Raw genomic sequence first — 19659 nt, forward strand, 5'->3', positions numbered from 1 at the left:
GTGCGAGCTGCCCGGTCCGCTCGGGGATCGGGCAGCTCGCGAGGATACGGCTACGTCGCCGTGACCTCAGCGGGCTCCTTCGTGTCCGGCTTCGCCGCGGCCTTCGACCCGGCAGCCTTCTTCGGCGCCTGCGCCGGAGCGGCCTCGACGGCCGGCTTCGGACGGGCAGCGAACTCCTCGAACGCGGCGCGCGGCTGCGAGAGGCCGGGAAGCGAGACGATGTCGCGGCTGAGCCAGAAGTTGTTCCACCAGCCCCACAGGACGCGCCACTTGCGTTCCCAGCTGGGCATGGCGAGACCGTGGTAGCCGCGGTGGGCGAACCAGCCGAGGACGCCCTTGATCGCGAGTTTGCCGGACTGGAGCACGCCGATGCCGAGACCGAGGCCGGCGACAGCGCCGAGGCTCTTATGGTAATACTGCCGCGGAAGCTCGCCGCGCAGGTCCGCGATGAGGTTCTTCGCGAGGAGCTTCGCCTGACGGACGGCGTGCTGCGCGTTGGGCACGCAGAAACCGCCGACACCGGCGCCGGTCAGATCGGGCACGGCCGCGACATCGCCGGCAGCCCAGGCTCCGGACACGAATTCCTCGTCGGTGCCGATACGGAGGTCGGCCCGAGTGCGGACACGACCACGTTCCTCGATCGGGAGGTCGGTGTGGCGGACCACCGTCGGGTTCGCCATGACACCGGCGGTCCAGACGATGAGGTCGGACTCGAACGACTCGCCCGTGGAGAGCTCGATGCGGCCGTCCACCGCGCTGGTGAGCTGGGTCTCCAGATGGATCTGGGCACCGCGCTCAGCCAGGTTCTTGATCACCCAGTGACTCGTCGGCAGTGAAACCTCCGGCATGATCCGGCCCATCGCCTCGATCAGGTGGAAGCGCGTGTCCTCGAACGAGAGCTCCGGGTACTTCGCGAGCAGGGCGCTGGCGAACGAGCGCAGCTCAGCGAAGATCTCGATGCCGGCGAAGCCTCCGCCAACGACGACGACGGTCAGCAGCCGGTCGCGCTCGGGACCGGCCGGGAGCGCTGCGGCCTTGTCGAAATTCGCGAGAAGCCGGTCGCGGATGTACACGGCCTCCTCGATCGTCTTGAGGCCGACGGCCTGGTCCGCGACGCCCGGGATCGGGAAGGTGCGCGACACCGCGCCCGCCGTGACCACGACCTGGTCGTACTCGAACTCGTACGCCTCGCCGATGGCCGGCTGGATGGTCGCCGTCTTCTTCGCGTGGTCGATGTAGGTGACCTTCGCCGTGATGACGTTCGTCGTCGCGAGGTGACGGCGATGAGCGACCACGGCGTGACGGGGCTCGATGGAACCGGCGGCCACTTCCGGGAGGAACGGCTGGTAGGTCATATAGGGCAGCGGGTCAACCATCGTGACCTCAGCCTCACCCTTGCGCAGCTGCTTCTCAAGCTTCCACGCCGTGTAGAAACCAGCGTATCCACCACCGACGATCAGGATTTTGGGCACAATAATGGGTCTCCTCAACACGAAAGTGATGGAGTTAATCTACTCCCTGGTCGGCGTTCGCCTGAAATGCTTCCTCGCGCCGACTCCGCCAAGGCCCAGCAGAGCCAGAAAACCGCTGATCAGAGCGAACGGGAGCCAGAAGGTCGTGAAGAGGCTCCACAGCGGCCACAAGAACAGCGTCCACACCGCCGGGCGTTCGGGGGCGAGTCTCTGGGGCGCTGGCGCGGCCTGCGCCCCACCGTCGCCGGGCTCCGGGGCTGCTGTCGCCTCGGCGCGCCGGTGGATGCGGACCCACTCGCCCAGGTCGCCCATCGGGTTCGCCGTGACCCGCGGGATCTCCGCCGTCACGGCCGCTGCCGCATCCAGCAGTCCGAACCCGTAGATCAGGCTCGGCACCGGAGCGCCGACCGGGCGCGCGGTCTTGACGATCCGGTTGATGACATCCGCCGCCTTCAGTTCGGGATGCGCCGCCCGCACCAGCGCCACCGCGCCCGAGACCAGGGGCGCTGCGCCGGATGTGCCCGCCCACTGCACATACCCGCCGCCCGGGCTCACCCCCACAAGTTGCTCGCTCGGCGCGGAGACCCCGACGGTGATGCCTTGCGAGGAGGCGTCGAAGCTCGCGGTCCCGGCACGGTCGACGCCCGCGACGGTGAGCACCCCGGGGATGGTGGCGGGCGCTCCCACCTCCGTGGTCCCGCTCCCCCGATTGCCCGCCGCGGCGACCACGACGGCATCGTGCGAGAAGGCGTACTGAAAGGCGTCGTCCCAGCTCGCCGGCCAGTCGAGCGTGTTGCGCATGAGCGACATATTGATCACGCTCGCGCCGTTGTCCACGGCCCAGCGCACAGCGCTGGCGATCTGCTCGTCGCTGCCGACCGCACCGGTCGCCGTCCCGAGCGCGATCGAAACGGTCAGGACGCTGGCTTCCGGAGCCGCGCCGAGAACGCCATTCCCTCTGCCTGTGCCGCGACCGGCGAGCAGGGAGGCGACCCAGGTGCCGTGGTTCGCTTCGTCGCCCGCGCCGAGCGGCTTCTGCCCGTCCGGATACCCGACGCCCGAGACATCCGTGCCGCCGACCACCGCGCCGGCGAGGTCGGGGAAGCGGCCGTCCACGCCGGTATCGATCACGGCGACCTTGACCCCAGCGCCGCGCGTCGTGTTCCAGGCCCGCTGGAATCCGTAGTCGCTCAGCCAGTACTCGAGAGCGCGGACCTGGTCGGCGAAGACCGCCGTGGGCGCGACGAGCGTGAGGGCCAGCGCAGCCGCCAGGGTCGCCGAGATCCGCGCTGCGACGCGGCCTCCGCCGCTCAGCCGGCGTCGATCCTGCACTCGCACACCTCCGGAGACCAGCCGCCGCGCGCGAGCGCGAGGTCGCCGATGGGGTTCGCCCCGGGTCCGGCGGCGAGAGCGTGCGCGGCCAAAGCGTGCAGGCACTTCACCCGGGAGGGCATCCCTCCCGCGGAGATGCCCGCGATCTCCGCGACCGCCGCGACCGAATCGCGGTCGGCGAGGTACTGCTCGTGCGCAGCCCCGAAGCCACGCCGCACCTCCTCGTCGGCGGCGAGCAGGTCGTTGTACTCGGCCATGACCTGCGTCGCCTCCAGCTGCGACATCGCGGCCGTGGCGGCCGGATGCGACAGGTAGTAGAAAGTCGGGAACGGCGTCCCATCGTCCAGGCGCGGCGAGGTGGAGACCACCGTCGGCCGGCCGCAGACGCAGCGGGCGGCGATGCCGACCACGCCACGCGCCGGGCGGCGCAACTGTTCGCTGACGACGGCGATGTCCTCGTCGGTCACGGGGTCGAAGGGCGGTCTGGTCATCGCTTGCCTTCGGTGCTGGACGGGGTCGTCGGGGCGGGAGTCGATGCGGGCGTGCCGCTGAGCTGCTGGGGCGTCGCTTCGGTCAGGCCTGCGCCCATGACCGAGGCGAACAGCGAACCCACCCAATCGGTCTTCGTCTCCTGCAGCTTCGAGCTGACCGGCTGTTCCTGCTTCTGAGCCGCCGGCTGCCGGTCGTCGATGACCAGGTAGCTGACCTCGCCCGGCATCACGTAGTAGAGCCGGTCGCGGGCCTGCGCGCGGATATAGCTGGGGTCGTTCCACCGCGCGCGCTGCGATGCGACCTCGCCGACCTGCGCCGAGAGCTTGTCGACCGCAGCCTGCTGGTCGGCGATCTGCTGCCGCTGCGCGATGAACGCCTGCGTGGTCGGCGCCAGGATGACCACCGCCAGCACAAGCACGCCCATCATCATGAGCGAGAACGCCGAGAAGTGGATGCCGCGCAACCAGAGTCCGGCCGCGCCCGGGGCGGAGAACGCGGCGGCGACGCGGCGTGTGCGCGGCTTAGCCATGGCCCCTCCCGACGGCTCGGCGGATGTGGAAAGGGGCGGCGGGGCCCCAGGACAATCGTAGACGATCGGCGGCACGGGGCCGCTGCCGGGGCGGGGTGTCGAGGCGACCGGTCATGCGGTTGCCAGGATGGCCGCGAAGCGGGCGGCGGCGAGCGTGAGCAGGGCCACGCCCACGACGGCGAAGGCGAGCCCGGCCGCCCGGGCGTCTTACGCCCGGAACGCGCGACGGGCGTCCCGGGCGGCGAACAGGACGGGTGGTCCGCAGCGCGGAGGCTCCGGCGCACAGACGGAGCCTCCAGAGCGCGCGGGGCGGCTCAGCCCTGGTAACGGGGGAACGCCGAACGGCCGGCGTAGACAGCGGCCTCGCCCAGCTCCTCCTCGATGCGGAGCAGCTGGTTGTACTTCGCGACGCGCTCGGAGCGGGCCGGGGCGCCGGTCTTGATCTGGCCGGAATCGGTGGCGACGGCGAGGTCGGCGATGGTGGTGTCCTCGGTCTCGCCGGAGCGGTGCGAGAGGACGGCGGTCATACCGCTGCGCTGGGCGAGCGAGACCGCGTCCAGCGTCTCGGTCAAGGTGCCGATCTGGTTCACCTTGACCAGGATGCTGTTCGCGGCCTTCTGCTGGATGCCCTGCGCCAGGCGCTTCGGGTTGGTGACGAACAGGTCATCGCCGACGAGTTGCAGCGTCGAGCCGATCTCGGCGTTCAGGTGCGCCCAGCCCTCCCAGTCGTCCTCGGCCAGCGGGTCCTCGATGGAGACCAGCGGGTAGTTGTTCGCGAGATCGGTGTAGTAGGCGCTCATCTCGGCCGCGGTGCGGTCCTGCCCCTCGAAGCGGTAGACGCCGTTCTCGAAGAACTCGGTGGAGGCCACGTCGAGGCCGAGCGCGATCTGCGAGCCGACGGTGAAGCCGGCCTTCTCGATGGCCTCGGCGATCAGGTCGAGCGCAGCGCGGTTGTGCTCCAGCTCGGGGGCGAAGCCGCCCTCGTCGCCCAGGCCGGTGTTCAGGCCCTTCGACTTCAGCAGCGCCTTGAGCGAGTGGTAGGTCTCCACGCCCCAGCGCAGGCCCTCGGAGAAGGTCTCGGCGCCGATCGGGAGAATCATGAACTCCTGGATGTCGACGCCGGTGTCCGCGTGCGCGCCGCCGTTGATGATGTTCATCATCGGGACGGGCAGGACATGCGCGTTCGGGCCGCCCAGGTAGCGGAACAGCGGCAGGTCGGCGGAGTCGGCGGCGGCCTTCGCGACTGCGAGGCTGACACCGAGCATGGCGTTAGCGCCCAGGCGCTTCTTGTTGTCGGTGCCGTCGAGTTCGATCATCGCCTCATCGACGATGCGCTGGTCGCTGGCCTCGAAGCCCTCGATGGCCGGGCCGATCTCGTCGAGCACGGCATCCACGGCCTTCTCGACACCCTTGCCCAGGTAGCGGCCCTTGTCGCCGTCGCGGAGCTCGTAGGCCTCGAACGCGCCGGTGGACGCGCCGGACGGGACGGCGGCGCGGCTGACCGTGCCATCTTCGAGGAGCACCTCGACCTCGACGGTCGGGTTTCCGCGCGAGTCGAGGATCTCGCGAGCTCCTACAGCTTCGATTGCAGCCACAACAGTCTCCTTGGTGGTTTTCGTGGTTTCCCGATCAGTCTAGTGACGTTTCCCGGCCGCGCTCGTGGCCGATCCCGACGGGGGAGAGCGCTCCCGGCGCGCCGCGAGAGCGGCGTCACTATCAAGCAGCTCGCGACCGACTTCGGTATCAGCGAAGCAACCTTGCAGAGTCAAGTTCATCTGCCGTGTCCTCCGACCGGTAGTGCAGGGCTTCCTCACCTCTCTCGGCTATCGCGCCGCTATTGGGCGGGCGCCATCTGCCCGGCAACTGAGAGATTACCTCCTCGTTCCGGAGGTCACTCGGTTGCACGCGGAGAACTACGGCTTTTACGGTCGCCGCAAGATGCATGCGTTGATGCGCCGGCAAGGGTGGGTCATCGGCCGCGATCAGACCGAGCGGCTCATGCGCCTCGCGGGAGTGCGCGGGGTGCGCAAGTCGAAGCGGGTGCTCACCACACACTCCGATAAGACCACCGTGCTACCGGCCGATCTGGTCAACCGCCGCTTCACGGCGCCCGCGCCGCGGCGGCTCTGGGTCTGTGACGTCACCTACGTCGCGACGTGGTCCGGCTTCGCTTACGTCGCGTTCGTCACGGATGTCTACTCGCGCCGGATCGTCGGTTGGAACGTCGCCGCCACGCTACGGTCAGAGATCCTGCCGATGCAGGCGCTCGACATGGCCGCGTGGGGTGCCGGTGGCGATCTCACCAGTCTAATCCATCACGCGGACCACGGGTCGAACAGCTAGCCACCGGAACTGGAACCAAAACCGTGGGGCAGGTCAGATGGGGACGGAGCAGGTGGGGGCTACAGCTCGGTCAGGGGTTTGAGATCGAGAGCGACGGCGGGGGTGTCCGCGTCCACGAAGGCGAAGGAGCGGAACCCGGCGGCGGCGGCGCGGTCGAGCACCGCCTTCAGATTCTTCGCGCGGCGGTCGAGACGCACCCGGCGACCGGCGGCGGCGAGATCCGACTTGATCGCGAGCAGCCGGCCGATCGGCATCGCAGGGTCATACACGAGCACGACCGAATCGGGTCCGGCGCTCTCCGGCAACTCAATGAGGTCGACCACACGCTCGAAGCCGATGGAGAAGCCGCAGGCGGGCACCTCTGTGCCGAGGAAGCGCCCGATCATGCCGTCGTAGCGGCCGCCGCCGCCGACCGAGCTGCCGGAACCCGGGTGCGCGATCTCGAAGATGACACCGGTGTAGTAGCCCATCCCACGCACCAGCTTCGGATCGAACCGCAGCCGCACCCCCGTGGGCAGCGCGCCGAGCGCGTGGGCCAGCGTCTCCAGCTCGCCGATCGCAGCGGTGTCCACGCCCGCAGGGAGGATGCGCAAGATCGCCTGGGCCGTCAGCTCCACCCCGCCATCGGCCAGGTGCGGCTCGAACCCGGCCAGAACGCCACCGAGCGCGGCCGCGGCGTCCGCGGCGCCCTCGCTCAGCTCGGCGACCACGCCCTCCGCCCCGATCTTGTCGAGTTTGTCGATCGAGATCAGCGCCCGCGGCCAGCGCGCTTCCGCGAAACCACAGTGCTGGAGCAGTGCGTTCAGGATGCGGCGGTCGTTGACGCGGATCGTGCAGTCCTTCAGCCCCAGCGCGTCCAGCGTCGCCGCCGTCGCCGTGATCAGCTCGGCCTCCGCCAGCTGCGACGCTTCGCCTACGATGTCGATGTCGCACTGCACGAACTGCCGGTAGCGCCCCTTCTGCGGCCGTTCCGCCCGCCACACCGGCGCGATCTGGAGGGACCGGAACACCGGCGACAGCTCGGCGCGGTGGCTCGCGAAGAAGCGGGCGAGCGGAACGGTGAGGTCGAAGCGGAGTCCGAGGTCGCACAGCGAGAGCGTGTCCCCGGACTCGATCGCCGCCCGCAGGTCGTCTCCGCTGAGACCGCGCTTCAGGACGCTGAACGCGAGCTTCTCGTTGTCGCCGCCGAGTCCCGCGTGCAGCCGCGCGACATCTTCGGCCACCGGCGTCTCGATCTCGTCGAAACCGTGCGCCGAGAAACTGCGCCGGATCACCCCCAGCGCGTGCTCTCGGCGGGCCTTCTCGGCCGGGAGGAAGTCACGCATGCCGCGGGGAGGGGTGATCGGAGACGCCATACCTCCGATTCTTCCATCAGTTGCGTTCGCTGTCCTCCCGCGCCCCCGCAGACGCCCGATTCAGCGGCGAGCGCGCTGCCGGGGCCGGCGTCAGCGGTGATGCCGTCCCCGCGGCACCACCAGCGGCGTCCCCGTCACCGGGTCGTCCACGATGACCGACTCCACCCCGAAAACCTCACGGACGAGTCCCGCCGTCACGACGCTGGCCGGCTCGCCGGCCGCCACGATCCCGCCCGCCCGTAGCGCGACCAGGTGGTCCGCGTACCTCGCCGCCAGGTTGAGGTCGTGCAGCACCATCGCGATGGTTGTGCCCTTGGCGGCGTTCAGGTCGAGAAGCAGGTCCAGCACCTCGAGTTGGTGGGCGATGTCGAGAAAAGTGGTCGGCTCGTCGAGCAGGAGGATGTCGGTCTGCTGGGCGAGGGCCATCGCGATCCAGACGCGCTGGCGCTGGCCGCCGGAGAGCTCGTCGATGGCACGCTCGGCCAGGGCGGCGACACCGGTCGCGGTCATGGCTTCGGCGACCGCGGCGTCGTCCGCGGCCGTCCAGCAGCGGAACCAGCCCTGGTGCGGGTAGCGTCCGCGGGAGACGAGGTCGGCGACGGTGATCCCGTCGGGAGCGGCCGGAGTCTGCGGGAGGAGCCCCAGCCGGGTCGCGACTTGTTTGGTGGGGAGGGCGTAGATGTCGGCGCCGTCGAGCAGCACCGCGCCCGAGACCGGCGCGAGCAGGCGGGCGAGCCCGCGCAGGAGCGTCGACTTACCGCAGGCATTGGGGCCGACGATCGCGGTGAGGCGGCCGGGCGGGATCTCCAGGTCGAGGCCGCGGACGACGGCCCGGCCCTCGTAGGCGAGGGTCAGGCCGCTCGCGGCGAGCGTGCGGATGACGGTGCCGGTCATATTGTCAGCCTCCCCGGCCGATGCGGTTGGTCCTGGTGAGCAGCCAGAGCAAGTACGGCGCCCCGACGACGCCGGTGACGACGCCGACCGGGAAGACGACCCCGGGGACGGCGAATTGGGCGACGATGTCGGAGGCGACGAGCACGAGCGCGCCGGCGAGGGCCGACGAGACGAGCGCGAGCGAACCGCGGCCGACCAGTCGGCGGGCGATCGGCGCGGCGAGGAAGGCCACGAACGATACGGGGCCGGCCACCGCGACCGCGAACGCCGCGAGCGCCACCGCCACCCCGATGACGAGGATGCGCGTGTACACCGGCCGCACGCCGATCCCGGCGGCCGTGTCCTCGCCGAGGCCGAGGGCTGCGAGCGGGCGACCGAGGAGCAGGCTACACGGGATGAGCGCGGCCGCGGCGACCGCGACCGCGTCCACCGTGTTCAGGCTCCCGGCGATCCACACAAGCGCTTGCTGCACATCGCTCAGATCGGCGCGAGTGAGGACGTAGGCGACGACGGCCGAGCAGATCGCGGCGACGGCGATGCCGACGAGCACGAAGCGGTAACCGCTCACGCCGCCGCGCCGGGCGAGCAGGGAGATGAAGAGGGCCGCGAGGAGGGTCACGCCCAGAACGACGCCGGAGAGCGCGAGACCGGTGAGGCCGAACCAGACGAGCGCGATCGCGCCGACGGCGCTGGCGCTGGCCGTGATGCCGATGATGTCGGGGCTCGCGAGCGGATTGCGGGCGACCGACTGGATGAGCGCCCCGGAGAGCCCGAGGCACGCGCCGACGAGGACGGCGGCCACGAGCCGTGGCAGCCGCAGCTCCAGGACGACGAACGAGGTGAGGCGATCCGCACGCCCGATCAGCGCGGCCAGGACGTCCTGCGGAGCGACCCCGGCGGCGCCCGCTGTGAGCGAGAGCGCGGCGACGACGAGCGCGGCGAGCGCCACGGCGACCCGCGCGGCACGGCCGTTCCGGCGGCGGTCGGCCCCCACCGCCCGCACCGCCCCGACGAACGCCAGGACGACGCCGGCCTGCAGTTCCCCCGGCGGTGCGACGACGCGGCCGATGACATCGCAGGTCAGCAGCAGCGCCGGAGCGAACACAGCGGAGAACGCCAGGATGCGCCGGTAGTCCGTGCCGACGGCCCAGCGGGCGGCATGCGGAACGACGAGCCCGACGAAAGCGAGGGGGCCGACGGCGGCCGTCGCCGAACCGCACAGCAGCACGATCGCGACAGCGGAGAGCAGCCGCGCGCGGCCGACCCGCTGCCCGAGCCCGCGCGCGAGATCGTCGCCGAGCGCGAGGCCGTTGAGCGCACGACCGAGGACGAGGGCCAGCGCAGCCCCGACCGCGAGCGTCGGCAGCACTTGCAGCAGGACGCCGGTCCCGCGGCCGGCCAGCGCGCCGACCTGCCAGAAGCGCATCTGATCGAGCGAGACGCGACTCGTCAGCATCGCCGCGGTGAGGAGAGAGCCGAGGACGGCGGAGACGGCGGCGCCCGCGAGCGCGAGCTTGATCGGCGTCGCGCCCTCCCGCCCGGCCGACGACACGGCGTAGACCAGCCCGGCGGCGAGCGCGGCGCCCAGGAAAGCGAACCACACAGAGACCGAGGCCGTGGTGACGCCCAGCGTCCCGATCGCCACGACGACCGCGAGCGCGGCGCCGGCGTTGACGCCCAGGAGGCCGGGGGCGGCGAGCGGGTTGCGCGAGAGTCCCTGCATCACCGTCCCGGCGAGGCCGAGAGCGAGCCCGGCCGCCACGCCGAGCAGAGTGCGGGGCAGCCTGCTTCCGACGACCACGAGCGTGTCGGGACCGGTCCCGGACGGGTGGGACAGCGCATCGAGCACCGTCGCCGGGGGCGATGGTGCGCGCTCCCACCATGAGACTCAGCAAGCAGGCCACGAGCAGCACGACGACGGCGGTCGCGAAGCCCGCGAGGGCGTGCCGACGCCGCCGGCCCGCCGGGGACGACTCCCCGGCGCGAGAACGCTCGCGGACATCGTCGGGTTACTTGACCTTCTCGGCGGCGGCCGCGAGCTGTGGCACGTACTTGCCGAGCATCCACGGGATGCTGAGCACGCTCGGCGCGCTGGTCGCGGCGACGAACGGCTCTCCGACGATCGGAGCGAAGCGGCCCTCCTTGACCGTCGGCATCGCGGCCACGAGCGGGTCAGCAGTGAAGGCGTCGACCGACGTTTGACTGTCGAAGTACATCACCAGCAGATCGGTGTCGATCGCGGAGAGGTTCTCGCAGCTGACCGGGAAGAAGAAGCTGGCGTCGCCCTTGTGGAAGTCGAGGGCGACGACGCTCGGGGAGTTCTTCATCCCGAGGTCGTTCAGCAGTTTCACGCACGGGTCTTCGGCGCGGTAGACGTTGAGGACGCCCGGCTCATTGGCAGCAGCGTAGAAGAAGGTTCTGTCTTTGATCGCCGGGTGCTCGCCGGAGAGGTCGCGGACGCTGTGCTCTGTCTTCGCGACGAGGGCGGTCGCCTCCGCGGACAGGCCGAGGGCCTTGCCGACGATCGCGGTCTGGTCGCGCCAGCTCGTCGCCCAGGGCTTCCCGGGGTAGGCGACCACCGGGGCGATCTTGCTGAGCTTGTCGAACTCCACCTGCGTCATGCCGGAGTAGGGGGCGAGGATGACGTCGGGCTTGGCCTTCACGAACTCCTCGAACGGCACCTCGCCGGTGTCGGCGTCCAGCAGCTGCGGGGTCTTGCCGCCGAGGGCGGCGATCTTCTCGGCGTCCCAGGGCAGCACACCGTCCTTGTCGCCGCCGTACGCGAACTTCGGCATGGCGACCGGCACGATCCCGAGCGCGAGCACGACGTCCTGCGCGCCCCAGCCCCAGGTGGCGACCCGCTTCGGTTGGGCGTCGATCGTGGTCTTGCCGAGCGCCGAGCCGACGGTGACGGTGACGGCTCCCGCGTCGGCCGAAGACGAGCGCTGGTCTCCGGGGGCTCCGGCTGAGCAGCCGGCGAGGGCCAGGGCCGCGGAGGCGGCGACGGCGGTCGCAATCAGGACGAGACGCGACCGGCGACGGCCGGTGCGGGCGGAAAGGGGCATCATTCTCCTCGGTGGGGTGGGGGGCGCGGGTGTGCTTCCATGCCGACGGCGGCACATTAGGCAAGCCTAATCTAATAAGCTGCCTCTTGTTCCCGAATCTCCCCTTGCAATCCCCGGAGGGCGCTCCGCAGCGCCCGCTCCGCGTCCAGGCCCTGCGCCTTCGCGGTCGCCACGATCGCCAGCAGCAGCGCACCGAGCTCGTCCTCGCTGCCGAAGCGGAATCCGCCCGGCCCGGACCGTGCGGGAAACCCGGCCTTCTGGGCACGGCCGAGCAGCTTATCCGCGAGCGCGAGCGCGGGCATCCCCTGCGGAACCCCGTCGAGCACGCTCGTGCGCTCCGGCTTCTCCCGCTTCTTCAGCTCGTCCCAGAAGCCCGCGACCTCCTCCGCTGTCTCCGCCGTGAGGCCGCCGCCGAAGACATGCGGATGCCGGCCGACCATCTTCCGCGTCATCCGTTCGGCGACATCCTGGATGTCGAAACCCTCACCCGGGGTGTGCGCGGCGATATCGGCGTGGAACAGCACCTGGTAGAGCACATCGCCCAGCTCCTCGAGCATCGCGTCCCGGTCGCCGGTCTCGATCGCCTCGATGAGTTCGTACGTCTCCTCGACCAGGTACGGGACGAGCGACTCGTGGCTCTGATCGGCGTCCCACGGGCAGCCGCCGGGGGCGCGGAGACGGGACATGACGGCGATGAGCTCGTCGAGCTTGGTTTGCACGCCCCTATCCTCTCACCGCCGCTGGCCCTCTCACCGCCGCTGGCGTGAGCGCGCCCGGTAGACTGGCTCCCCGGCGTGCCGGGAAGTCTGGTCGGCGTGGACTCCCCCGTGTGTGCGCGAGCGCGAGAAAAGGCTTCCCATGAGCATCATCCGTTCCGAGCGGACCGCCGCCGGGCTCCTCCTCGGCGCCGCCGCCCTCGGCGTCCTGCTGGCGAACACCCCGGCCGGACCCCCACTGCTCGGCCTGCAGTACACCCGCCTCGGCATCGGCCCCTTCGGCCTCAGCACCGGCCACTGGATCAGCGACGGACTGCTGGCGGTGTTCTTCTTCATCGTCGCGGTCGAGCTGAAGCACGAATTCGTGGCCGCCGAGCTGAACTCGTGGAAGAAAGCCGCCCATCCCGCCATCGCCGCGGTCGCCGGCGTGATCGTCCCAGCGCTCGTCTATCTCGGTTTCACGGCGGGGACCGGGTACGCGGAGGGCTGGCCCGTCCCGACCGCGACCGATATCGTCTTCGCGCTCGGTGTGCTCGCCGTCTTCGGACGCGGGCTGCCCAACCGGCTGCGAGTGTTCCTGCTGGCGCTGGCGGTGCTGGACGATCTGATCGCCATCGTCATCATCGCCAATGTTCTTCACGACCGCCCCCAACCTCCTGGAACCGGGGCTCGCGGCGATCGTCATGACCGCGTTCGGGACGCTGAGCAGAAGACTGACCGGCCGGATGCGCTGGCCTCTCGGCGTATCGATGATCCTGCTCGCACTGCTCGCGTGGTGGCTGGTGTACGACTCGGGCGTCCACCCGACCATCGCGGGCGTCGCGCTCGGATTCGCGATGGCTCGACGTCCGGGGGGACGCGTGGCGCACGCCCTGAAACCGTGGTCGAACGGCGTCATCCTGCCGCTGTTCGCGTTCTCGGCGGCGCTGGTCGTCATCCCTTCCGTGTCGCCGGCGGACCTGACGCCAGCGTTCTGGGGCATCCTCGTCGCACTGCCGGTGGGCAAGCTGATCGGAATCACGCTCGGCGGCTGGCTGGGGTCGTTCACCCGGGCGAAGGAGGAACGGGCCCGGCTGCCCCTCTCCGCCCTGGTGACGATCGGCGCGCTGGGCGGGATCGGATTCACGGTGTCGCTCCTGATGAACGAGCTGGCGTTCGCGGGAGACGAGGAGGCCAGCGCCGAAGGCACACTCGCCGTGCTGCTCGGCTCCGCGGTCGCGATCGCCGTGTCGGGGACGCTGGTGACGGCACTGGCCCGGCGGAGCCGGCGTGTACACCGCTGACCCCTGCCGCGTCGCCGCAGGGAAAGGAGGAGCTGCGCAGCCGGGGAGGCGGAGAACAGGAAAGGGAGGGCCGGTCGGGGAGGGCCGGTCGGGGAGGCCCCGGTGGTCCTCTTTCTCTCCGGAAGCCAGGCGGCGGCAGTCAGGCGGCGGCGGGTTTGGGCTCCGTCACCGGGAACAGCGCAGCCAGCAGGGTCGCCACCCACGCGATTGCCTCGGCGTCCTCCGGCGCCTCCCCGTTCACGCGGGGCAGAGGGACCATCGCCACCTTCGGCGCCGCATGATACTTGGACCCGGGGTACATACGCTGGAGACGCACCTGCAGCGACTCCGGCAGCGCGGCGGGGGCCAATCGCAGCTGGGAGCCCATCGCGACGACCTCGCCGAGCCCCGACCGCTGCGCTGTGCGCCGCAGTCGCGAGACGGCGACGAGATTCAGCACGGGCGCGGGCGGCTCGCCGTAGCGGTCGGTCAGCTCCTCCAGCACGAGGTCGATCTGGCCGTCCTTCGCGGCCGGCGCTGTCGCGGCAGAGAGCTTCTGGTACGCCTCCAGGCGCAACCGCTCACTGTCGACGTACTCCTCGGGAATGCGAGCGTCCACCGGCAGCTCCAAACGCAATTCGGTCTGCCCTTCGGCGACCTCGCCCCGGAAAGCCGAGACGGCTTCGCCGATCATCCGGAGGTAGAGGTCGAAGCCGACCCCGGCGATGTGACCGGACTGCTCGCCGCCCAGCAGGTTGCCGGCGCCGCGGATCTCCAGGTCTTTGAGCGCGACCTGCATGCCACTGCCGAGATCGTTGTTGGCGGCGATGGTGGACAGGCGATCGTGGGCGGTTTCGCTGAGCGGTTTGTTCTCGTCCCAGAGGAAGTAGGCGTAGGCGCGCTCCCGCCCGCGGCCGACTCGGCCTCGCAGCTGGTGGAGCTGGCTGAGGCCGTACTTGTCGGCTCGGTCGATGATGATGGTGTTGGCGTTCGAGATGTCGAGGCCGGTCTCGATGATGGTGGTCGAGACGAGGACATCGAACTTGCGCTCCCAGAAGTCGACCACGACCTGTTCCAGGGCGTGCTCGTTCATCTTGCCGTGCGCGTAGGCGATGCGCGCCTCCGGGACCAGCTCGGCGAGCTTGGCGGCCACGCTCGTGATCGAGCCGACGCGGTTGTGGACGAAGAACACCTGCCCCTCCCGCAGCAGCTCGCGGCGGATCGCCGCACCGACCTGCCTCTCCGAGTAGGGGCCGACGAAGGTGAGAATCGGGTGTCTGTCCTCCGGCGGCGTCGCGAGCGTGGACATCTCGCGGATGCCGGTCACCGCCATCTCCAGCGTGCGTGGGATGGGCGTGGCGCTCATCGCCAGGATGTCGACATTCGTCTTCAGCTTCTTCAGCCGATCCTTGTGCTCGACCCCGAACCGCTGCTCTTCGTCGATCACGACAAGCCCGAGATCCTTGAAAGTCACCCCGTCGGACAGGATGCGGTGCGTGCCGATGACGATATCGACGGTGCCGCCGGCCAGGCCGCGCAGAGTCTCTCGCGCCTCCCTGTCCGTCTGGAACCGGCTGAGCTGCCGCAGATGCACCGGGAAGCCGGCGAAACGCTCCATGAACGTCTCGGCGTGCTGCTTGACCAGCAGGGTGGTCGGTACGAGCACGGCCACCTGTTTGCCGTCCTGCACGGCTTTGAAGGCGGCCCGGATGGCGATCTCCGTTTTGCCGAAGCCGACATCGCCCGAGATGAGCCTGTCCATCGGGATCGGCCGCTCCATATCGGCTTTGACCTCGTCGATGGTCTGCAGCTGATCGGGCGTCTCCGCGAAGGGGAACGCTTCCTCCAATTCGCGCTGCCAGGGTGTGTCCGGCGCGAAAGAGTGCCCCTTGCTGGACATACGCGCCGAGTAGAGCTTCACCAGTTCCACCGCGATATCGCGCACCGCACGCCGGGCGCGGCCCTTCGCGGCGGCCCAGTCGCTGCCGCCCATCTTCGACAGCTGCGGGGCCTCGCCCCCGACATAGCGAGTGAGCAGGTCGAGCTGATCCGTGGGCACGTAGAGCTTGTCGCCCGGGTAGCCGCGCTTGGACGGGGCGTACTCCAGCACGAGGTACTCGCGCTTCGATTTCACGGCGTTGCGGCCGCCGCTGGACACCTCGCGCTGGGTCAGCTCCACGAACCGGCCGATGCCGTGCGTCTCGTGGACGACGTGATCGCCCGGCTTCAGCTGCAGCGGGTCCACAACGCTCTTGCGCCGGGTGGCGAGCTTCTTGACCTGCCGGGAGTCGTAGCCGACCGTGCGGCCGTAGAACTCTCCCTCGCTGAGCAGCGCGAGTTTCGCCTCCTCCAGCTCGAATCCGTGCTCGACGGTGGCGCGGATCAGAGAGGCGACGCCGGGCTCCGGGTCGGCGGGGAACGCGTCCAGCGGCCGCGCCGGCAGCTCCGCTTCGGCGAGCACCTGCGCGGCCCGCTCCACGAGGCCAGCGCCTTCGGCCACGATGATCACGCGCCAGCCGCGTTTCAGCAACCCGGCCACATGCTCGACCGCGCCTGTGACATTGCCCTGGAAACGGGGAACCGCCGCCGCTTCGACGCGGATCTGAAGGTGCTCTTCGAGCTCCCTCTCCTCCGGCAGCGCATCGTTCGCCTGGAAGCCGGAGAAGGTCCACCAGGGGTGGTCGGGGTTCGGGTGACCGGGCCGGCTGAACGTGACGTCATCCCGCAACTGCTGAAGCGTGAGGAAATCTCCCGCAGCGAGGTCGATGGGCGCGGCTGCCCCGACCGTGGCGGCACTCCACGCCGCAGAGAGGAACTCGCGGTTGGTCTCGGCGAGACTCACCGCGCGGGAGGCGACCCGTTCCGGCGACATCACGGCGACCGCCGCGCCCGCCGGGAGGTAGTGGGTGAGGGGGACGAGGCGGTCGGCCAACGCCGGCGCGAGCGACTCCATCCCCTCGACGGGGATGCCCTCAGCGATCTTGGCGAACATGGACGACAGGTTCGGGAACTCGTGCTGCATCTCACGCGCCCGCTGTCGCACGGACTCGCTCAGCAGAAGCTCGCGGCTGGGCGGCAGGCCGACCGAGGCGATGGGCTCGGGCAGCGACCGCTGATCCGCCACCGAGAACGCGCGGATCTGCTCGACTTCGTCGCCGAAGAACTCGACCCGGTAGGGGTGGTCGGCCGTGGGCGGGAAGACGTCCAGGATGCCGCCGCGCACCGCGAACTCGCCGCGACGGGTGACCATGTCGACCCGCGTGTACGCCAGGTCCACCGCGTGTGCGACGAGGCCCGCGAGATCGTATCCGCGCGCGCCGGCCACCAGTTCGACACGGTCGTAGTCCGTCAAGTTGTCGGCGATCGGCTGCAAAGCAGCGCGGACCGAGGCGACGAGCACGAAGGGCGTCGCGCTGCCCGCGGCCGTCCAATCGCTCAGCCGCCGCAGGGCGACAAGACGCTTGCCGACGATCTCCGGACTCGGGCTGAGCCGCTCGTGCGGCAAGGTCTCCCACGCCGGGAACTCGACGACCTCGGCGCCGGTCAGCACGCAGGGCAGCGCCGCGCGCACCGACTCGGACTCGCGGCCGGTGGCCGTGATCACGAGCGACGCCTGCGAAGCGCCCTGTTCGGCGCGACGCGCGAGCAAACCGGCCAGCAGCGGCACGCGGAGCCCGTCCGTGAGGGAGAAGTCGGCGTCTCGGGTGGCGGAGGCGAGAGCGTCGCCGTAGGTGGAGGCGCGCTGAAGCGCCGAGATCAAGCCCTGCAGTCTCACCCGTGAGAGTCTACGGCCCCCCCGGCGGCGGGGAAGCTCACCCGCGTACGGCGACGCCGTTCGCGGTCCGCGCCGTTCGTCTCGCTTCTGCCGGTCTAGGTGTGATGTCCAGGGGGGTTGTTTCGGCGATACGGTCGTGAGGAGTTGAGGGGCGAGGGCCTCCGGTTGTGAAGTGGAGCTGTTCAGTTCAACCGCTTCACGATCCAGGAGGCCTTCGTGTCCCACGTTAACGCTGCTCTCACACCGCGCGCTCGTCTGCGCCTTGCCAGGCTCATCGTCGAGGACCATTGGCTGGTCTCCGTCGCAGCGAAGATGTTTATGGTCTCGCCCGTTACCGCGCGGAAATGGGCGGCGAGGTTCCGCGCCGAAGGCACGGGAGGGATGACCGACCGGTCTAGCCGCCCACGATCGATGCCAACGCGGACGCCGTTGCCCGTGCTCAAGCGGATCGTGCGGGCGAGGTGGCGACGACGCCTGGGGCCGGTGCAGATCGCCGGCGAGCTTGGCCTTCCCGCCTCGACCGTCCACGCCGTCCTGGTGTGCTGCCGCATCAACCGGCTCTGCACCATTGATCGGGTCACGGGCGAGCCGATCCGTCGCTACGAGCACGACCACCCTGGATCGCTGATCCATGTCGACGTGACGAAGTTCGGCAACATCCCCAACGGCGGCGGCTGACGATTCGTCGGCCGCGTCCAGGGCGAACGCAACCGGGAAGCGACCGCCACCCGCACGAAGAGCAGGAACCACCGCTACGAGCCACGGTTGGGCACCGCGTTCGTCTACACGATCATCGACGACCACTCCCGCGTCGCCTACGCCGAGATCTGCTCCGACGAGAAGGCGGACACCGCGATCGGTGTCCTGCGGCGTGCTGTCGCCTGGTTCGCCGACCGGGATGTCAGCGTCGAACTCGTCCTCTCGGACAACGGCTCCGCCTACAAGTCCTACGCCTGGCGAGACGCCTGCACAGAGCTCGGGATCAGGGCGAAGAAGACCCGACCATACCGACCACAGACCAACGGGAAGATCAAACGCTTCCACCGCACACTCGCCGACGGCTGGGCCTACGCCCAGTTCTATGGTTCAGAGGCCGAACGACGAGAAGCACTCCCCGGCTGGCCCCACTTCTACAATCATCACCAGCACCACTCCGCCATCAGAGCCCCACCCATTAGCAGAATCGACAACAACCTCCCTGGACATCACACCTAGCCAGCGGTGTGGAAGCGGTTCTGCGCCGCCGTCAGTCCCTCGGCCGCGATCCGCTCGACCGCGTCGGCGGCGTCCGCCACCAGGATGGGCAGGTTCTTGCGCTCGGCGGCGCTGAAACCCTTGAGCACATGGTCGGCCGCGGCCTGCACCCCGGGCGGCCTGCCGACTCCGACGCGCACGCGGGTGAAATCGCCGCTGCCGACTTCCGCGATCACATCGCGGACGCCGTTATGGCCGCCGTGGCCGCCGCCGAACTTGAGCCGCAAGGTGTCGAAGGGGATGTCCAGCTCGTCCTGCACCACGATGAGGCGCGACGGCTCAAGCGAATAGAACCGCAGCAGTTGGGAGACCGGCCCGCCGGACCCGTTCATGTAGGTATTCGGCTTAGCCAGGACGAAACGCGGGCCGCCAGGGACGATGCGCCCCTCGGCGACCGTCGCGTTCGTCTTGTGGGTCTTGAAGCTGAGACGGTCGCGCGAGGCCAGCTCATCCAGCACCAGCTGGCCCACGTTGTGACGCGTGGCGGCGTAGCCGGGCCCGGGGTTGCCGAGCCCGACCACGAGCCAGAGCGTCTCCATCGGGAGCGTTACTCCGCGGCCTGATCGCCAGCGGCCTCAACGACGGCCTCCTCGTCCTCGGCGCGCGCGGCGGCCGGGACGATGATGTTCAGCAACAGCAGGTCCTCGTCCTCCGCGAGCACGGCCCCGGCCGGCAACGCGAAGTCCTTCGCGTGGTACTGGGTGCCCTCCTCGGCGCCGGTCACGTCGATGACGATGCGCTCCGGGATGTTCGTGGCCTCGACCTCAAGCTTGATGGTGGGGATGTCGAGCATCGCGATGGTGCCGGAGAACGGCTCGCCCTCGACGTGGACGGGGACCTCGACCTGCACCTTCTCGCCGCGGCGGACGACGAGGAGGTCGAGGTGCTCGATGATCTGCAGCACCGGGTCCTTCTGCACGTCCTTCACCAGGGCGAGCTGGGTCTTGCCCGCGATGTCGATGTCCAGCACGGCGTTCGCCTTGCGCAGCAGCAGGCCGACCTGGTGCGCCGGGAGCGTGATGTGAACGGGCTCGCTGCCGTGGCCGTAGATGACCGCGGGGATCTTTCCAGCCGCGCGGATCTTGCGCGCCGCGCCCTTGCCGAAGCTGTCGCGGACCTCCGCGGCGACCTTGTTGGACTCGTCAGCCATGATGATGCTCCTTGCCGGCC

15 protein-coding genes and 2 pseudogenes are annotated in these 19659 nt (G+C 69.9%); 4 read left to right on the plus strand and 13 right to left on the minus strand.

Going from position 1 to position 19659, the window contains the following annotated elements; genetic code table 11:
• Positions 1-50: 50 nt before the first annotated feature.
• The 5 genes from LXX_RS08445 to eno all read right to left on the minus strand — a co-directional run bounded on the left by LXX_RS08445 (position 51) and on the right by eno (position 5420).
• Positions 51-1472 carry an NAD(P)/FAD-dependent oxidoreductase gene (locus tag LXX_RS08445; protein ID WP_011186463.1) on the minus strand — a complete coding sequence of 474 codons (1422 nt, stop codon included), beginning with the start codon at positions 1470-1472 and terminating at the stop codon, positions 51-53.
• A 39-nt stretch (positions 1473-1511) separates the two neighbouring features.
• Positions 1512-2804, minus strand: a complete 1293-nt coding sequence (locus LXX_RS08450) for a S8 family serine peptidase (RefSeq protein ID WP_011186464.1) — start codon at positions 2802-2804, stop codon at positions 1512-1514.
• On the minus strand, positions 2783-3295 hold the full coding sequence (locus tag LXX_RS08455) for a DUF501 domain-containing protein (RefSeq protein ID WP_011186465.1): 513 nt from the start codon (positions 3293-3295) through the stop codon (positions 2783-2785). Before LXX_RS08455 ends, LXX_RS08450 begins: the two co-directional genes overlap by 22 nt.
• Positions 3292-3825: an FtsB family cell division protein gene (locus LXX_RS08460; protein WP_011186466.1), complete on the minus strand. Its 534-nt coding sequence runs from the start codon at positions 3823-3825 to the stop codon at positions 3292-3294. Before LXX_RS08460 ends, LXX_RS08455 begins: the two co-directional genes overlap by 4 nt.
• Positions 3826-4139: 314 nt before the next feature.
• Positions 4140-5420: a phosphopyruvate hydratase gene (gene eno, locus LXX_RS08465; RefSeq protein WP_011186468.1), complete on the minus strand. Its 1281-nt coding sequence runs from the start codon at positions 5418-5420 to the stop codon at positions 4140-4142.
• Positions 5421-5622: 202 nt separating this feature from the next.
• Here eno and LXX_RS14890 point away from each other — a divergent pair, with 202 nt between their 5' ends.
• On the plus strand, positions 5623-6168 hold the full coding sequence (locus LXX_RS14890) for an IS3 family transposase (RefSeq protein WP_223227627.1): 546 nt from the start codon (positions 5623-5625) through the stop codon (positions 6166-6168).
• 59 nt (positions 6169-6227) lie between these two features.
• Here LXX_RS14890 and hisS read toward each other — a convergent pair whose 3' ends face one another.
• The 5 genes from hisS to LXX_RS08495 all read right to left on the minus strand — a co-directional run bounded on the left by hisS (position 6228) and on the right by LXX_RS08495 (position 12201).
• Positions 6228-7523: a histidine--tRNA ligase gene (gene hisS, locus LXX_RS08475; protein ID WP_011186470.1), complete on the minus strand. Its 1296-nt coding sequence runs from the start codon at positions 7521-7523 to the stop codon at positions 6228-6230.
• 90 nt (positions 7524-7613) lie between these two features.
• Complete coding sequence (locus LXX_RS08480; RefSeq protein WP_011186471.1) at positions 7614-8417, minus strand: ABC transporter ATP-binding protein; 804 nt, start codon at positions 8415-8417, stop codon at positions 7614-7616.
• 4 nt (positions 8418-8421) lie between these two features.
• Positions 8422-10266 (minus strand): Fe(3+)-hydroxamate ABC transporter permease FhuB, encoded by a 1845-nt coding sequence (gene fhuB, locus LXX_RS13690; protein WP_011186472.1) that lies wholly within the window; start codon positions 10264-10266, stop codon positions 8422-8424.
• 160 nt (positions 10267-10426) lie between these two features.
• Positions 10427-11485: an iron-siderophore ABC transporter substrate-binding protein gene (locus LXX_RS08490; protein ID WP_011186473.1), complete on the minus strand. Its 1059-nt coding sequence runs from the start codon at positions 11483-11485 to the stop codon at positions 10427-10429.
• Positions 11486-11553: 68 nt separating this feature from the next.
• Positions 11554-12201 carry a MazG family protein gene (locus LXX_RS08495; RefSeq protein WP_011186474.1) on the minus strand — a complete coding sequence of 216 codons (648 nt, stop codon included), beginning with the start codon at positions 12199-12201 and terminating at the stop codon, positions 11554-11556.
• 139 nt (positions 12202-12340) lie between these two features.
• Here LXX_RS08495 and LXX_RS16810 point away from each other — a divergent pair.
• Together LXX_RS16810 and LXX_RS16815 are read left to right on the plus strand one after the other, a co-directional pair.
• Positions 12341-12766, plus strand: a pseudogene (locus LXX_RS16810) (Na+/H+ antiporter NhaA); the annotation flags it as partial.
• Between the two features lie 115 nt (positions 12767-12881).
• Positions 12882-13481 carry a Na+/H+ antiporter NhaA gene (locus LXX_RS16815; RefSeq protein ID WP_370558448.1) on the plus strand — a complete coding sequence of 200 codons (600 nt, stop codon included), beginning with the start codon at positions 12882-12884 and terminating at the stop codon, positions 13479-13481.
• Between the two features lie 139 nt (positions 13482-13620).
• On the opposite strand, the gene mfd is transcribed toward LXX_RS16815, so the two are convergent.
• A complete protein-coding gene (gene mfd / locus LXX_RS08505; RefSeq protein WP_011186475.1) occupies positions 13621-17235 on the minus strand; it encodes a transcription-repair coupling factor in 3615 nt (1204 codons plus the stop codon).
• A 216-nt stretch (positions 17236-17451) separates the two neighbouring features.
• Here mfd and LXX_RS08510 point away from each other — a divergent pair.
• A pseudogene (locus tag LXX_RS08510) lies at positions 17452-18450 on the plus strand (IS481-like element ISLxx4 family transposase).
• On the opposite strand, the gene pth reads toward LXX_RS08510, so the two are convergent.
• Both pth and LXX_RS08520 read right to left on the minus strand, forming a co-directional pair.
• Complete coding sequence (gene pth, locus LXX_RS08515) at positions 18447-19028, minus strand: aminoacyl-tRNA hydrolase (RefSeq protein ID WP_011186476.1); 582 nt, start codon at positions 19026-19028, stop codon at positions 18447-18449. The pseudogene LXX_RS08510 and the gene pth sit on opposite strands and share 4 nt — an antisense overlap.
• A gap of 8 nt (positions 19029-19036) precedes the next feature.
• Positions 19037-19639, minus strand: coding sequence for a 50S ribosomal protein L25/general stress protein Ctc (locus LXX_RS08520; protein WP_011186477.1), 603 nt, complete (start codon positions 19637-19639; stop codon positions 19037-19039).
• Positions 19640-19659: the final 20 nt, after the last annotated feature.

Origin of the sequence: Leifsonia xyli subsp. xyli str. CTCB07, from assembly GCF_000007665.1 — a bacterium.
GTDB classification, from domain to species: domain Bacteria; phylum Actinomycetota; class Actinomycetes; order Actinomycetales; family Microbacteriaceae; genus Leifsonia; species Leifsonia xyli_C.